Source organism: Streptomyces violens, from assembly GCF_000717745.1.
Taxonomy (GTDB): Bacteria; Actinomycetota; Actinomycetes; order Streptomycetales; family Streptomycetaceae; genus Streptomyces; species Streptomyces violens.
On record NZ_JOBH01000008.1, the window covers coordinates 100451 to 114951 of the forward strand.

Sequence of the window (14501 nt, forward strand, 5' to 3'; positions counted from 1 at the left end):
GTGTACGTAGATGTGCGTAGCGCCGAGGAGCCGCCTGTGACCGTCCCCGACTTCCTCCCCAGCCATGTCGTCCCGCCGGACGGCCTGACGACCTGGTCGACACCGGATGCCGCGTGGCCGGGTGTCCGGCTCGATCCCCTGCTGCCCGTACAGGTCGTCGAACGCCGGGGCGACTGGGCGCTGGCGTTGTGTTCCAACGGCTGGTCGGCGTGGGTGGACGGGCGGCTGCTGCTGCCGGTACCGCACGGCCCGCCGGCCGCCGGGCAGGCCGCCGCCAGGACCGCGGATCCCCGGCCGTTGCTGGGCGCGGTCGCCGGTGAGCTGAGCCGCTACCGGGAGCTGGTGGAGGAGCTGGCCGCCGGACGGCTGGACGGGGAGTCGTTCGCGGAGCGGACCCGGGGCATGCGGCTGGGGATGGTCGTGGACGGCGAGGCGATGTGGCTGTACGACGCGCGGCACGAGCGGTGGTGTTACTGCGACGGGGGGACGCTGGAGACATACGCGGTGGAGCGGGGGCCGTCGGAGGGGGCATCGGCCGCTTCGTACAGGGAGGCTGAGCCGTGAGCGTCTCCGGGGCCGGGACCGGGCTGCGCGGGCGTCGTATCGCCGGGTATCTGCTGGAGGACGAGCTGGGCCGCGGCGGCATGGCGGTCGTGTACCGGGCGCAGGACCTGCGGCTGGGCCGTACGGTCGCGGTGAAGCTGCTGGCGCCCGAGCTGGCGCGCAACGACACCTTCCGGCAGCGCTTCGCGCACGAGTCGAGGGTGGCCGCGGCGATCGACCACCCGCACATCGTGCCGGTCTTCGAGGCGGGCGAGACCGACGGGGTGCTGTACATCGCCATGCGGTACGTCGAGGGGCGGGACCTGCGGGCACTGCTCGACCGCGACGGGCGGCTGCCACTGGAGACCGCCTGCCGTGTCGCCCTGCAGGTCGCGTCCGCGCTGGACGCCGCTCATGCGCACGATCTGGTGCACCGGGACGTCAAGCCGGGCAACATCCTGGTGGCCGACGGCACCGACAGCGACCACCCGGAGCATGTGTATCTGACGGACTTCGGGCTGACGAAGAAATCGCTGTCGCTGACGGGCTTCACGCGCGTCGGGCAGTTCGTGGGCACGCTGGACTATGTGGCGCCGGAGCAGATCTCGGGACGCCCGGTGGACGGCCGTTGCGATGTGTACAGCCTGGCGTGCGTCGTCTTCGAGATGCTGACCGGGGCACCGCCGTTCGTGCGCGATGACGACATGGCACTGCTCTGGGCACACCAGTACGATGCCGCGCCGCCGCTGACGAGCCTGCGGCCCGACCTTCCGCCGGCCGTCGACGCGGTACTGGCCGCGGCCCTGGCCAAGGCGCCCGGTGACCGCTACGACACCTGCCGCGGGTTCGTGACGGCGTTGCGTACGGCCGGGCGGACCGCGGCGCCGGCCGCGCCACGGGCTCAGGAGCACGCACCGACGCGGCTGGACGGGCGTGCGGAGGCGGCACCGACGCGGGTGGACGGGCGTGCGGAGGCGTACGGCCGGCTGCCGCGCTATACGGCTCCGCCGCCACCACCGGAGTGGGCCGCGCCGGTGTTTCCGGGGCGGGCGGGGTGAATTCGGCGTTACGGGGGCGGGGCTGGAGCCGGGGGCGTACCCTCGTCCCGCGGCCGTGCGTCCCGTACGTCGCCGGGATGCGGTACGAACCGTGCCAGCAGGCTGCCGAGGAATCCGGCGACCAGGCCCCAGACGGCACCCACCGCCACCAAACGCGGGAGTTGCGGCCGCAGAGTGACCTCACCGCCCAGCCCGCCGCCGAGGTCCCCGATGCCGATGAGCGAGAGCCCGTAGTGCGCGGAGATCCGGGTGAGCAGCCCAACGACGAGCAGCGTCAGCGCCAGGGCCGCGGCCATCTCCAGCGCGTGCCGCCAGGCCGGCAGCCGGGCCGGGGACCGTACCGCCGCGGTGAAGGCGGCGGCGAGCAGCACCACGGCCGCCACCGCCACGAGCAACCAGGCACGCCCGTCGTGCTCCGCGACCGCGCCGAGGTCCAGCGTCCGTTGCCCACCACGAGTACGCAGCACCTGGTCGAGCACGCCCGGCATGGGCAGTCCGATCGCCTTGTCGACATGCCCCACCCAGGCACCGCCGATCCCGACCCCCAACGCCACCCAGACCAGGTTCGGCAGCCCGAGGAACAGTACGGCGATGGTCTCGGCAGGGTGGCCGCGGGTGAAGAGCACGATCACGCCGATGACCAGCCCGATGGCCGCGTAGGCGAGCAACACCACGAGCATCGCGAAGGCGGGCGGCCGCACGGAACGCTGGAAGTGCAGCAGCCGGGAGGAGAGTGGCGCCTTGCGCGACACGATGAACGTGAGCGCGAGGACGGCCAGCACCCACAGCAGTCCGAAGCCGAGTGTCGCGGGTACATCGGCCCGGAATTCAACGGTGGGGATCGCGCCGAGCTCCTCCCCGATCTGCTCGGCGATGTCGTTGCCGGTGGAGATCCGGAAGCTGTGGCGCGCGATCAGGGCGACGATCAGCAACAACAGCAGCCAGCATGCGGCCGTACGGGCGATGCGGTCGAGCAGTTCGCCGGTGGAGGCCACGGCCCGGTGGCGCAGCGGCCGCAGGAAGACGGCGGCCGTCACCAGCGCGCCGGCCAGTGTCACGGACAGCGGTACGGCATCGATGGCGGCGTCCGCCTGCGCGAGGACGCCGGTGTCGCCGGAGAGCGCGACCGAGCCGCCGGCCGCGATGACGACAACGGCCGCGACCACTCGGGGGAACGCCCCGCCGGGCAGGTCCGCCGCGCCCGCCGCCCACAGTCCGAGCGCGGCGACCACGATCATGGCCACGATGCCCGCGCCCGCCGCGGCGAGCGCATCTCGCATCCGGCTCACACTGTCTCCTCACCGTCGGTTACCGCGATCACCACGGTAAGTACGGGTGCGCCGCCCCGCTTGCGGACGACACCCGGGACGGACACACAATGGCGTAAAGAGGAAATAAACGGGCGAATTCGGCTCGCCGGATAGTCCACGCGGCCGACACCCGGCACACGCGGGAATGGAAGAAGGACCGACCCGTGACATCTCAGCCACCGCCCGAAGGCCGCCCGACCGGCCCACCACCGGGTCCGCCATCGGGTCCGCTCTCCGGGCCGTCGTCAGGTACGCCTTCCGGGCCGGGCCATGAGCCGACGCAGGTGGGCTCCGGCTCCGGGCAGTGGCCGGGCGGCGGGGCCGGTGGAACCGGTGGATCGGGCGGCCCCGGTGGCGGCGGGTCCGGCGACGGCTCCGGCGGTGGTTCCGGCAGCGGTGCGGCCGGTACCCCCGGTGCGGGCCGCCCCGGCGGTGGCAAGCCCTGGTGGCGGTCCTCGTCACGCGTCGCGCTCATCACCGCCGTCATCGTCGCGGCCGTGGCCCTGACCGTCTTTCTCACGCGTCCGGACGGCGGTACCGGCTCGGGCGAGGTCTTCCTCCAGCCGGCCGCGGCCGAGGGCAAGGACCCCTTCACCAAGTCGACGGCCAAGGACTCCACCGCGCCCGCTTCGCCGACCGCCACGCCGACCGCGCCGTCCGGTGACAACGGCGGCACGACCAGCGTTGAGGGCTCGGCGCCGGGCCTGTACGGCGGCAGCCGTTCCACACCGAGTTGTGATGTCGAGAAGCAGATCGACTTCCTGCGGGGAGAGCCGGCCAAGGCCAAGGCGTTCGCCGGCGTCGAGGGCATCGCCCAGCGCGAAGTACCGTCGTACTTGCGGTCGTTGACCCCCGTACAGCTCCGCCAGGACACCCGGGTCACCAACCACGGCTTCAAGGACGGCGAAGCCACCGCCTACCAGTCGGTCCTGCAGGCCGGCACTGCCGTACTGATCGACTCGCGCGGAGTGCCGCGCGTGCGCTGTGCCTGCGGCAACCCACTGCTGCCGCCCGTGGCCGTCAAGGAGACACCGAAGCCGGTCGGCAAGCCCTGGCCGGCGTACCAGCAGTCGGACGTGGTGGCCGTGCAGCAATCCGCCAGCACGGTCAACAGCTTCACCCTCGTCGACCTGGACACGGGCGCCTGGTTCAAGCGCGCCGCGGGCGACGAGACGGGCAAGTCGGATCCCCCGGCCCCCCCCCCCCCCGCCACAACCCCCTCCGATTCCCCGTCGCCGACCTGCCCGCCCGCCGAGTCCCTGTCCTCGACGTGCCCGTCCACCGACTCGACATCCCCCGCCCCGTCCACCCCGACTCCCTCCCCTTCCACGGAGCCGCCAACCACCTCCGTACCCCCGGACACCTCAACGCCCGACTCCCCCAGCGGCCCACCCCAGGAAGAGCCCGGCACCACCCCGGAACTGCCACCGCCCGCCACGTAACACCGGACGGGTGACACGCCGGCGGCCGTGGGTGCGGATCCGGTCGTGGACGGCTGACGTCACTCGTCCGTGGCGCCCTCGGCCTCCCAACGCAGTAGATCGCCCGGCTGACACCCGAGTACCTCGCAGAGCGCGGCGAGCGTCGCGAAACGCACCGCCTTGGCGCGGCCGTTCTTGAGCACCGCCAGGTTGGCCGGTGTGATCCCGACACGTTCCGCGAGCTCGCCCACGGACATCTTCCGCCTGGCCAGCATCACATCGATGTCGACGACGATCGGCATCAGATCACCTCGTCCAGCTCGGCCTGCATCTGCGCCGCCTCGACGTCTCGCGCGACGGCCTGCGCGAGCAGCATCCGCAGCACGATCACAACGAGCGCGACACCCAGGACGGCCACTCCGGCCCCGCCCAGCAGAAGAACGACGCCCGGGGCAACGGCTTCGCCCGGCGCCAGGACAACTCCGAGCGCGAAGACCAGCAGGGCGGCCGCCACGACCGCGCCGATCACGACATCCACGTACCGGAAGGCGGCGTGCGAGAACACCGTTCCACGTCGCACCATCGACACCAGTCGCCACACACAGACCAGTACGACCTCGACCGCCACGGCACCGAGGACCGTGATCACAAGGATCGGGGTACGCAGGTGCGCGAGGCCCGCGTCGAGGCCCTTCAGGTCGCCGGCCAACAGCGGCACCAACACGGTCTGTACGCCCACCGAGCCGGCGAGCAGCAGCACGATCACGGCGCGCAGCGCAAGCACCGTCACTTTCCCCATCATCTCTCCCTCGATCGAGCAACGATGGAAACCTATCGAAATTCGATAGGTGTGACAAGCGACCGGCTCTCACCCATTCCTCCGCTGAAAGGCCAGGAAGCTGTTGCGGGATTACTCCGTACGAGTGTGTTCGGAAGCCGGCCGGCAGTGCTGCCCACCGACCCTGCGAGGGCGGCGAGGGCTTCGCCCGGGACGGATGACATCATGACCACAGACCGTTTGCGGTCAGGGCCTGGTGGACTGTCATCAACTCGATCGCGGTTGTCGCCACAATTCCGGAGCGCCGGTACGTGGTTGGTAACGGTCTTGCTCAGGGCAAGTGGGACCTTATACTCAACGACTTCGGCAACATGGTGAAATGCCGTCGCCGCAGAACTGCTTCCGGCGAAGCTCCTGACCGGCATTGCCGTGGCGGGCCAGTGAGCCCAGACCCACACAAGTACATCCAGCGTCCGGCAGCACGAACTGATATCTGGCCGGCCGAAGCAGAAAGGCACCACATGACCACTACCGTCAGCACACCGGGCAGCATCGCCGCCACAACGGACCTGCTGCAGGCCGAACTTCCCCGACTGGAGGCGCAGCAGCAGACGCTGGAAAAGGAACTGGCGGCCGTCACCACCCGGCTGGATTCCGTGCGCACCGCCCTGAGCGCACTGCAGGCGCTGTCCACCACCGAATCCGCGCCGCAGCCTGCTGAGCAGGCCCCCGAGCCGGCCGCCACTCCCGCACCGGCCGCCGACACCACGGCCGCAGCCGAGCCCGCTCCCGCGGCCGTTGCGTCGACGAGCGAAGCAACTCCCGAAGCGGTCCAGGCGCCCGAGGCGGACTCCGCCCCGGCTCCCGTTGTGCCCAAGCCCCGCAAGGCGCCCGCCACTGCCCGCAAGAGCCCGGCCAAGTCGGCTGCCGCAGCGGAGCGGAAGAGCCGCACCGCCGGAAAGTCCACCGCCTCGGCCAAGAACGGCAAGGCCAAGACGGAGAAGGCGGAGAAGGCGGAGAAGGGCAGCGCGGCGAAGAGCACGGCTGCCAAGGGCAAGGCGGCTAAGGAGACCACCCCCGCCGCAACGGCCAAGGACAGCAACGGACTCACCGACCAGGTCCTCAAGGCACTGACGGAGATCGGCAGCAGCCCCGTCCGGGCGCGCGATGTCGCCGAAGCCGTGGGACGCGCCCAGACCACGGCCGCCATCAACACCGTGCGCAGCACCCTGGACCGCCTGGTCGCCTCCTCCCGGGCCCAGCGGGCGGGCCGCGGCCTGTACCAGGCCGTTACCGCCTGATGGACCGTACGGGCCGTTGAGCAGCGCATGGAGCGGGGCGGCGCCCCGGGTGCCGACTCGCTCCAGCGCTGCCGGCCGCCCGCATCACACCCACGACTCGTCGTGTCCTCGTGTCCTCACTCCAATCCGGTGATCTGAGTGCGCGAGGTGAGGCCGAGTTTGTTCAGGATGTGTTCCACGTGGGCGTCGGCTGTGCGTTTCGAGACAACGAGGCGTTCCGCAATCTGTCGGTTGGTCAGGCCCTCCGCTACCAGGGCGGCCACCTGGCGCTCGCGGTTGGTGAGGCCGGGCGCGCGGGCGGTGGTGCGGTCCGGTGCGGGCAGAGCGGCGGCGCCGGGTGCGGTCTGCTGCGTGGACGGGACCGAAACGGCGCCGGTGGAGGCCGTTGTGTTGCTGGACCCGGGCTTGGGGAGGACATCGGTGTCCTGAACCGCGTACGCCACGGACTCCGCGAGGTCGAGCGCCCCGCCGCGGGCGTGAAGCTCTCCGTATACGGAGTCGCCCAGCGCTGTGCGCGCCGCGCTGACGGCCGTGTCCCGTTCCGCGTTCAGAATCGGGACGTTGAACAGTCGCGCGCCGCCGATCCTGGTCCAGAACGCCTCGGCGGCGCCCAGTAGCCACGCCGCCCGTTCGAAGCGTTGCGACCGCGCCGCGGACCAGGCCAGCAGTTCCATGGTGATCGCCGCGCCGAGACGGTCGTTCACGGCCAGCTTCAGGGCCAGTGCCTCGCGGCCGAGCCGGTCGCGTTCCTCCGCCCGGGAGTCCTCGTGCGCCATCCACAGCGCGAGCTGCCGGTACAGCAGGCAGTAACTGCGGGTCCAGCACTCGTCGGGGGCCGACTCCAACGCCCGCAGGCCCTCCCCCGACACCTCCCAGGCGTGCTCGACGTCGCCGACGAGGGCCGCGCCGAAGGTCTGGATGAAGCAGGTGATGGCCAGCCCGTCGTGGTCGCGCAGTGTGCGGAAGGCGCGGCGGGCCTCGTCGAGGTCGCGGTGCGCCTCCGCCAACTGCTCGCGGAACAGCGCCAGACAGCCGCGGAACTCGGTCGCGTACGCCGCGCCGCGCCGGTCGCCGATCCGTTCGGCCATGGCCAGCGATTCCAGGACGTACGGCTCGGACGCGTCGCACTGTCCCAGGACCATCAGGATCCAGCCGAGGCGGTGCAGTGCCTCGACGCGCTCGAGGCAGTCGTGCTTCACGTTGGCCAGACCGAGCTCGAGCCAGCGGGCGCCCTCCTGCATCCGGCCCGTCATGATCCAGTGCGTCCACAGCCGAGTGGCCAGGTCCAAGCCGCGCAACGCCAGTTCGGGATCGTCGGTACTGGTGCCGTACTCCATGGCGATACGGAAGTTCTGCAGCCAGCGCGCGAGGGCCCGTAGGTTTTCCGCCTGCCGGTCGCTGTGGAACGGGCGGTCGGCGCGCTCGGCGAACGCCGCGAAGTAATCGAAATGCGCCCGGCGGTACGCCTCCTCCTCGCCACTCTGGGTCAGCCGCTCGGCACCGTACTCGCGCAGGGTGTCCAGCAGCCGGTAGCGCGCCTGCTCCCCATCGATGCGCAGTACCACCGACTTGTCGACCAGCCCGATGAGCTGCTCCAGTACGTCCTCGGGGGGCAGCTCACCGCCACCGCACACGGTCTCGGCGGCCTCCGCGTCGAATTCCCCGGCGAACACCGACAGCCGCCGCCACAGCAGCTGTTCCCGCGGGGTGCACAGGTCGTGGCTCCAGTCGATGGCGTCCTGCAGGGTCCGGTGCCGGGGCACGGCACCGCGGCGGCCGCCGGTCAGCGCCTGGAAGCGGTTCTCCAGCCGGGCGGCCAGATCGCCGAGCGAGAGCACCCGCAGCCGCACCACGGCCAGCTCGATCGCCAGCGGCATCCCGTCCAGCCGGCGGCAGACGGAGGTGACGTCCTTGCGGTTGGCGTCGGTGACGGCGAAGCCCGGCGCGACGGCGGCGGCCCGCTCGGCGAAGAGCTGCACCGCCTCGCGGTCGGTGGGCAGCGGCGTGATCGGATAGACGAACTCGCCCGGTACGTCGAGTGGTTGGCGGCTGGTGGCCAGTACGGTGACGCCCGGCGCCATCCGCAGCATCAGATCGGCGAGCATCGCGCAGGCGTCCAGCAAGTGCTCGCAGGTGTCCAGGACGAGCAGCAGCCGCTTGGCGGCGAGGTAGGAGACGAGGAGGCCCACCGGGTCGCGGTCACCCTGTTCGGACAGGCCGAGCGCCGCCGCCACGGTGTGCGGCAGCAGTACCGGGTCGTGCAGGGACGACAGCTCGACGAAGCAGGCGCGGTCGGGGAAGGACGGCAGCGCGGCACGGGCGGTCCGCAGCGCGAGCCGCGTCTTGCCGACGCCGCCGGGACCGATGAGCGATACGAGCCGGGCTCTGTCGAACAGCGCGCCGATCTCCTGGAGTTCCTGCTCACGCCCGACGAAACCCGTGACTTCCAGGGGCAGCCCGCCGGCCTGCTGGTCCCTGACGTATCCCAAGGCCATATGGTGCTCGCCCCTCCGCCTGCCGTGCGCCCGAGTGGGAGCTCCTAGGCTACGCGGGGCAGCATGGCCTGCGGTGCGGTTCTTCGCAGTTGATGTCCGGTCACGGGTCGCGCAGCAGCCAGGTCAGGCAGCGCTGCAGGAACTCCCTTTCCTCGCCCAGGTGGTTCAGCCACTGCCGGCCGTGCGCGCGAGTGGACCACGGCATCCTGTACTTGGTGCCGTGCGGCCCCTGCGGCAGGATCAGCGACCGCCGGTCCAGGCCGCCGAACGCCGCCGCCAACGCCCCCGAAGGCAGCCGCTCGTCGGCGCACACCTCCAGCGCGTCCCGCAGTCCGAAAGGGCCGGGAAAAACGGTGCAGCGCGCCCAGAGCAACTGCTCCTCGCGCACGCACAATTGGTGTGTACTCAGCAGCGATTCGCGCAGTGTGCGCTGCCGCGCGGGCAGGCCGGGGATGGTCAGATCGAGGAGGGTGTCCGCCCGGGAGACCAGCGTGAGGACCTCGCTGGGCGAGTGCCGGGCGAGCTGTCCCGCCGCGATGTGGACGGCCAGCGGGAGGCCGTCCAGGAACGTACAGATGTGCTCGACCGTCTTGGTCTTGGGAGCCGGTGCGTCGACGAGGCCCCACCGCCGGCCGCTCGCCTCGAACAGACGGGCGGCTTCCTCCAGCGGGAGCGGGCGCAGCCGATAGTGGCCGGCGGTGTTCATGGGGGTACGGCTGGTGGCCAGTACGTACAAGCGGGGGCACGCGGCCACCAGTTCGGTCAGTATCCCGGCGCAGGCATCGGTCACGTACTCACAGGTGTCCACCACCAGCAGCGCCGGGGCACCGCCGAGCGCGTCGGCCAGCGCCTCGGCGGTGCCCCGGTCCGGGAGGCCGTCCTTGCCGAGGGCGCGGGCCAGCCGCTGCGGCAGCAGCTCGGGGCCGTCCAGCCGGGCCAGATCCACCTGCCCGACGGTCTCCCACGGACCGGGCAGCATGCGCTGCACCAGCTCCGTGACCAGCGCGGTCTTGCCCACTCCCCCGGGCCCGGTCACCGTGACCAGCCGTTCGGCCCGCAAGACCTCCGCCACCTCCGACAACGCCCGGTCCCGGCCGATCAGACCGGCCGGCCCGTGGTCCCTGTCCCCCAGCATGAACTGCCTCCAGCGGTGCGCGCTCGCGGATCGCCGTCCGATCCGCGAGCGCGACCAATGTGCAGCAGAAGGCCGGGAGTAGGCATCGGTCATCAGCCGATATCGGTATACCTCAGTACACCGAGGCGCTGGGTGCCCCTGGTTTCCGTTTCTACTGTTCTGCCGTGCCGTCACGTACCGCGAGCAACAGCCCGGCACCCGCGATCACCGCGACCAGCGCGTAAAGAAAAGCGCTACGGAAGCCGTCGGCCCCGCCCGTACTCGTACTCCCGACCGAGACTCCCACCAGCACGGCGAGCCCGAGGGAACCACCCAGTTGATCGACGGAGCGCTGGATGCCCGCCGCGGTTCCGGCGTCGGCCTCCGTGACGCCGTGCAGCGCGGCGTTCTGCAGGGCGAGCAGCCCGACGCCCATACCGACGGCGACGCCCACCATGCCGGGCAGTACATCGACGGCGTACTGGCCCCGGTCGGGGAGGCGGGCCAGCCAGCCGAGGCCCGCTGCCGTGAACGCCATCCCCACCAGCGCCGTACGCGTCACACCGAGAGCACCGATCAGCCGGGACACCAGGGAGATGGCCAGGAACAGCGCCGCGCAGAAGGGGAGGAAGGCCAGGCCCGCCTGCAGCGGCCCGAGTCCGATCACGTCCTGCATGTACAGCGTGAGGAGGAAGAACGCGGTGGAGAGCGCCGCGCTCAGCAGTACCGTCGCGGCGTTGGCAACGGCCCGGGTGCGGTGGGTGAAGAAGGAGAGCGGTACGAGCGGGTGCCGAGTGCGTGCTTCTACGGCGACGAAGGCGGCCAGCAGCAGTACACCTGCCGCGATCGCCCACGGCGCCGACTCCAGCGCTCCGTACACCAGGCTGAGCGGGCCCGCGGTCAGGAGCGCGGCGCCCGGCAGGTCGAGGCGTCCGGTGCGGGTGCGTGGTCCGTCGGCCGGCACCAGCTTCGGTGCGATCAGCAGTACCGCGGTCGCGAGGGGCACATTGATACCGAAGATCCAGCGCCAGTGCAGCAGTTCGGTGAGTACTCCGGACAGCAGCCCGCCGACGACGAGGCCGCCCGCCGAGATGGCGCCCCAGATGCCGAGTGCCCTGGCCCGTTCGGCGGGTTCGGGGAAGAGCAGTGCGATGAGTGACATCGCCGCGGGCGACGCGAGTGCCTCGCCGGCGCCCTGCGCGAAGCGGGCGCCGATCAGCGTCGGAAGGCCGGGGGCCAGCCCCGCGGCGAGCGAGGCGAGCGCGAACAGGCCGGTGCCGAGCAGGAACATCCGGCGCCTGCCGAGCAGATCGGTGAGCCTGCCGCCGAGCAGCAGCAGACCGCCGCCGACCAGGGTGTAGCCGGTGACGACCCAGGAGAGGGACGCGGCCGGGGCGTGGAACTGCGCGCCGACGGACGGCAGCGCGACATTGACGACGGTGACGTCAAGGGCGATGAGGAACTGCAGGAGGGAGAGCAGCGCGAGAGCCGCCATCCGGCGGCCGGCAGGCGGGCATGCGCGCGCCTCGGGAAAAGCGTTCATGAAGTGGTTACTCCAGGCAGCGGGACGTTACGGCCACTGAGCCGTAAGGACGCTTCCGTGCCGGCACGACGAGCGGACCCCACCGGTCAGTACCGGTGCGGCTGCTGCCGTGGAACGGCACACCTGGAACTACTTCGTGACTGCGATACCCATGGGGAGATCGTAGCGGTGGCAATCGCGCCGGGGCGAAGCGATTTCTACGGCAGGGCCGCTACGTGGTCCCGGCTGTCGGTGGTCTCGTGCGGGGGCGGGCTGATCGTTATGCTGCGCGGCGAACGATCAAACGCACACAGGGGGGCGCAGCGATATGCGGGAACCGGTGGATCTCAGGCGGCAGCGGATCTTGGGCGTGGTGAGGTCGCGCGGTGCGGTGCGCGTCGGTGATCTCGCGGCCGAGCTGGAGGTTTCGGTGGTCACCGTGCGCCGGGACGTCGAGGAGCTGGCCCGCGCGGGGCAGCTGCGGCGCGGGCACGGAGTGGTGCGTTCGATCGTGCCGGTCGAGGAGGCCGGGGCGGTGGGAGCCGCGGCCGGTGTGCCGAGGGCGCGGCCGGGTGAGGACGGTGCCGCGATAGGGCTGGTGGTGCCCGAGCGGCACTCGTACCTCTTCGAGATCCTGCACGGTGCGCGCACGGTGCTGGAGGAGGCCGGCATGCGGATCGCGCTGCACATCGCGCCCGCGGTGTCCGGTGGCGAACGCCCCATGGTGGAGCAGGCGTTGGCGAGTGGTGTGCAGGGCCTGCTGATCGCGCCGCGCTGGCGCGGGCTGGGCGCCGAGGAGGCGGACTACGGCTGGCTCGGCTCGCTGGAGGTACCGACCGTACTGATGGAGCGCCGCCCGCGGCCCGGCAGCGCGCTGCACGCGCTCGATTCCGTGTGCTCCGACCACTGGTACGGCGTCCATCTCGCCGTCGAGCACCTGATCTCGTTGGGGCACCGGCGGATCGTCCTGGGCGCCCGGGACGACAGCCCCACGGCCCGGGCGGTGCGCGCGGCGTTCGCCGCGATCGCGGCGGAGCGGGCGGAGGTCGAGGACTGGGCGGTGACACTGAGTTCGCCGACCGCCGTGCCGGAGCCGGCGGAACGGCCCCGGTCGGAGTCCGCGGCGGAACCGACGCCCGACGTCCTCGACCTCCTCCGCGCACGCGGCGCCACCGCCGCCGTCCTGCACGGAGACGTGGACGCGCTGATGCTGGTCCAGCGGTTCCAGGAGGCCGGGATACGGGTGCCGGAGGACTTCTCCGTGGTGGCGTACGACGATGTCGTCGCGGCGCTGGGCAGTACTCCGCTGACCGCGGTGGCGCCGCCCAAGACGGAGGTGGGGCGGGCGGCGGCCGAGCTGCTGCTGCACCGGCTGCGGCGGCCTGCCGGGGAGCGCCCGGCACCCGTACGGCGTATCGAGCTGCTGCCGGATCTGCAGGTACGCGGGTCGACCGGGCCGGTGAGCGAGGCTGGTGAGTGACCGTCAGAAGCGGCCCCGTCCGCACGCAATGAGCGTTTGATCGTTTCATTTTCTTCTGATCGGTCTATTGACCGGGTTGTGTTGCGCCGATCACTATTCCCGTGTCCCGAAACGAGCCGCGGGAGGCACGCATGCCCGGTCGACAGAGCCGTCGTTCCGTACTCGCGGCGCTCGCCGCCCTGTCCCTGTCCGGCGTGAGCGCCTGCACCGGCAGCGGCGGCAGCCAGCCGCGCACCACCGGAAAGAGATCCAAGAAGACCACACGCATCACCTTCTGGTCCGCCCTGCGCGGCAGCCAGGAGGTGGTGGACGAGTTCAACCGTACGCACGACCACATCCAGGTGGACTTCCAGCAGGTCCCGTCCGGCGCGCTCGGCGGCTACGCCAAGCTGAGCAACGCCGCCCGCGCCGGTAACGCGCCGGACGTCGCCACCATCGAGTATCCCCAGGTCCCCGGCTTCGCCATCGACGGCGTCGCCCGCGACATCACCGATCTCGTCGACGACGGACTGCGCGACAAGCTGCTGCCGCAGGCCCTCGAACTGACCACCTTCGACCGCCGGGTCTTCAGCGTCCCGCTGGACATCGAGCCGATGGTGTTGCATTACCGCAAAGACCTCTTCAGGAAGTACGGCATCGACGTCCCGACCACGTGGGACGAGTTCGAGGAGGCCGCGCTGCTGGCACGGAAGCGCGCACCGGACCGTCATCTGTCGCTGTTCCCCACCGACGGCATGACGCAGTTCGCCGCGTTCTCCTGGCAGGCGGGCGCCCGCTGGTTCGACACTTCCCAGGGTGCCTGGAACGTCTCCATGGCCGATGCGCCCACCCGGCGGGTGGCGCGCTACTGGCAGCGGCTGGCGGACCAGGACCTGGTCGCCAGGTTCAACACCGACGGCAATCGCTTCCCCGCCGCGATCGGGCAGGGCCGGATCCTCAGCCGGCTGCACGGCGCCTGGGACGCGGGCGCGCAGATGAACGCCCACCCGGGGCAGGCGGGCAAGTGGGCGGTCGCGCCGCTCCCCCAGTGGGACACCCGGCGGCCGGTGAGCGCCACCCACGGTGGGTCCACGTTCGCCGTCACCAAGGACTGCCGGAATCCCGAAGCCGCGATGGAGTTCATCAGCTGGCAGGTCACCCACCCGGATGCGTTGCGTGCCCGGCTGTCCAGCGGTACGAGCAGCCAGTTCCCCGCCGCGCCCGGCCTGATCGAGGTGGGTCGCAAGGCGTTCGACCGCCGCTACTACTCGGGCCAGGACATCTACGCGCTCTTCCGCGAGCAGGCCGAGCTCATAGACGACCGGTGGACGTGGGGGCCGCGGATGACGGCGACACAGAAAGTCATGCAGGACGGGTTCGCCCGTGCCGCCGGGGGCCAGGGCACGATCATCGACGCCGTACGCGAGGCACAGCGCGGCACCCTGCCCGACCTCAAGGCCCTCGGCCTGTCCACCACCGAACGCAGCAGCTGACCAACCG

At 71.3% G+C, this 14501-nt stretch carries 12 protein-coding genes; 6 read left to right on the top strand and 6 right to left on the bottom strand.

Going from position 1 to position 14501, the window contains the following annotated elements; genetic code table 11:
* The first annotated feature begins 36 nt into the window (after positions 1-36).
* Together IF04_RS0116645 and IF04_RS0116650 are read left to right on the top strand one after the other, a co-directional pair.
* Entirely contained in the window at positions 37-564 is a 528-nt protein-coding gene (locus tag IF04_RS0116645; RefSeq protein ID WP_342668210.1) for a hypothetical protein, read from the top strand.
* The gene (locus IF04_RS0116650) at positions 561-1601 is read left to right on the top strand and encodes a serine/threonine-protein kinase (RefSeq protein ID WP_030257325.1); all 1041 of its coding nucleotides are present in this window, start codon (positions 561-563) and stop codon (positions 1599-1601) included. Before IF04_RS0116645 ends, IF04_RS0116650 begins: the two co-directional genes overlap by 4 nt.
* Positions 1602-1609: 8 nt before the next feature.
* Here IF04_RS0116650 and IF04_RS0116655 read toward each other — a convergent pair whose 3' ends face one another.
* Positions 1610-2881: a streptophobe family protein gene (locus tag IF04_RS0116655; RefSeq protein ID WP_051831303.1), complete on the bottom strand. Its 1272-nt coding sequence runs from the start codon at positions 2879-2881 to the stop codon at positions 1610-1612.
* A 314-nt stretch (positions 2882-3195) separates the two neighbouring features.
* Between IF04_RS0116655 and IF04_RS35760 the strand changes: the two genes are divergently transcribed.
* Complete coding sequence (locus tag IF04_RS35760) at positions 3196-4353, top strand: DUF6777 domain-containing protein (protein ID WP_157847665.1); 1158 nt, start codon at positions 3196-3198, stop codon at positions 4351-4353.
* A gap of 59 nt (positions 4354-4412) precedes the next feature.
* On the opposite strand, the gene IF04_RS0116665 is transcribed toward IF04_RS35760, so the two are convergent.
* Both IF04_RS0116665 and IF04_RS0116670 read right to left on the bottom strand, forming a co-directional pair.
* Positions 4413-4634, bottom strand: a complete 222-nt coding sequence (locus IF04_RS0116665) for a helix-turn-helix domain-containing protein (RefSeq protein ID WP_030257331.1) — start codon at positions 4632-4634, stop codon at positions 4413-4415.
* Positions 4634-5131, bottom strand: a complete 498-nt coding sequence (locus tag IF04_RS0116670; protein ID WP_030257333.1) for a DUF2975 domain-containing protein — start codon at positions 5129-5131, stop codon at positions 4634-4636. The genes IF04_RS0116665 and IF04_RS0116670 overlap by 1 nt, the downstream gene beginning before the upstream one ends.
* A gap of 500 nt (positions 5132-5631) precedes the next feature.
* Between IF04_RS0116670 and IF04_RS0116675 the strand changes: the two genes are divergently transcribed.
* Positions 5632-6411 (top strand): hypothetical protein, encoded by a 780-nt coding sequence (locus IF04_RS0116675; RefSeq protein ID WP_030257335.1) that lies wholly within the window; start codon positions 5632-5634, stop codon positions 6409-6411.
* Between the two features lie 116 nt (positions 6412-6527).
* On the opposite strand, the gene IF04_RS0116680 is transcribed toward IF04_RS0116675, so the two are convergent.
* The 3 genes from IF04_RS0116680 to IF04_RS0116690 all read right to left on the bottom strand — a co-directional run bounded on the left by IF04_RS0116680 (position 6528) and on the right by IF04_RS0116690 (position 11563).
* Positions 6528-8900: a LuxR C-terminal-related transcriptional regulator gene (locus IF04_RS0116680; RefSeq protein ID WP_037959750.1), complete on the bottom strand. Its 2373-nt coding sequence runs from the start codon at positions 8898-8900 to the stop codon at positions 6528-6530.
* Between the two features lie 106 nt (positions 8901-9006).
* A complete protein-coding gene (locus IF04_RS0116685; protein WP_030257340.1) occupies positions 9007-10041 on the bottom strand; it encodes an ATP-binding protein in 1035 nt (344 codons plus the stop codon).
* A 151-nt stretch (positions 10042-10192) separates the two neighbouring features.
* The gene (locus tag IF04_RS0116690; protein WP_078600396.1) at positions 10193-11563 is read right to left on the bottom strand and encodes an MFS transporter; all 1371 of its coding nucleotides are present in this window, start codon (positions 11561-11563) and stop codon (positions 10193-10195) included.
* 307 nt (positions 11564-11870) lie between these two features.
* Between IF04_RS0116690 and IF04_RS0116695 the strand changes: the two genes are divergently transcribed.
* Both IF04_RS0116695 and IF04_RS0116700 read left to right on the top strand, forming a co-directional pair.
* Positions 11871-13022, top strand: coding sequence for a substrate-binding domain-containing protein (locus IF04_RS0116695; protein WP_030257348.1), 1152 nt, complete (start codon positions 11871-11873; stop codon positions 13020-13022).
* Between the two features lie 131 nt (positions 13023-13153).
* The gene (locus tag IF04_RS0116700) at positions 13154-14494 is read left to right on the top strand and encodes an ABC transporter substrate-binding protein (protein ID WP_030257352.1); all 1341 of its coding nucleotides are present in this window, start codon (positions 13154-13156) and stop codon (positions 14492-14494) included.
* The last annotated feature ends 7 nt before the right edge of the window (positions 14495-14501 follow it).

Excerpts from the sequence above, each read along its gene's own strand:
- IF04_RS0116655 (WP_051831303.1), bottom strand. The coding sequence starts at position 2,881 with ATGCGAGATGCGCTCGCCGCGGCGGGCGCGGGCATCGTGGCCATGATC.
- IF04_RS0116665 (WP_030257331.1), bottom strand. The coding sequence starts at position 4,634 with ATGCCGATCGTCGTCGACATCGATGTGATGCTGGCCAGGCGGAAGATG.
- IF04_RS0116670 (WP_030257333.1), bottom strand. The coding sequence starts at position 5,131 with ATGGGGAAAGTGACGGTGCTTGCGCTGCGCGCCGTGATCGTGCTGCTG.
- IF04_RS0116675 (WP_030257335.1), top strand. The coding sequence starts at position 5,632 with ATGACCACTACCGTCAGCACACCGGGCAGCATCGCCGCCACAACGGAC.
- IF04_RS0116685 (WP_030257340.1), bottom strand. The coding sequence starts at position 10,041 with ATGCTGGGGGACAGGGACCACGGGCCGGCCGGTCTGATCGGCCGGGAC.
- IF04_RS0116690 (WP_078600396.1), bottom strand. The coding sequence starts at position 11,563 with ATGAACGCTTTTCCCGAGGCGCGCGCATGCCCGCCTGCCGGCCGCCGG.
- IF04_RS0116695 (WP_030257348.1), top strand. The coding sequence starts at position 11,871 with ATGCGGGAACCGGTGGATCTCAGGCGGCAGCGGATCTTGGGCGTGGTG.
- IF04_RS0116700 (WP_030257352.1), top strand. The coding sequence starts at position 13,154 with ATGCCCGGTCGACAGAGCCGTCGTTCCGTACTCGCGGCGCTCGCCGCC.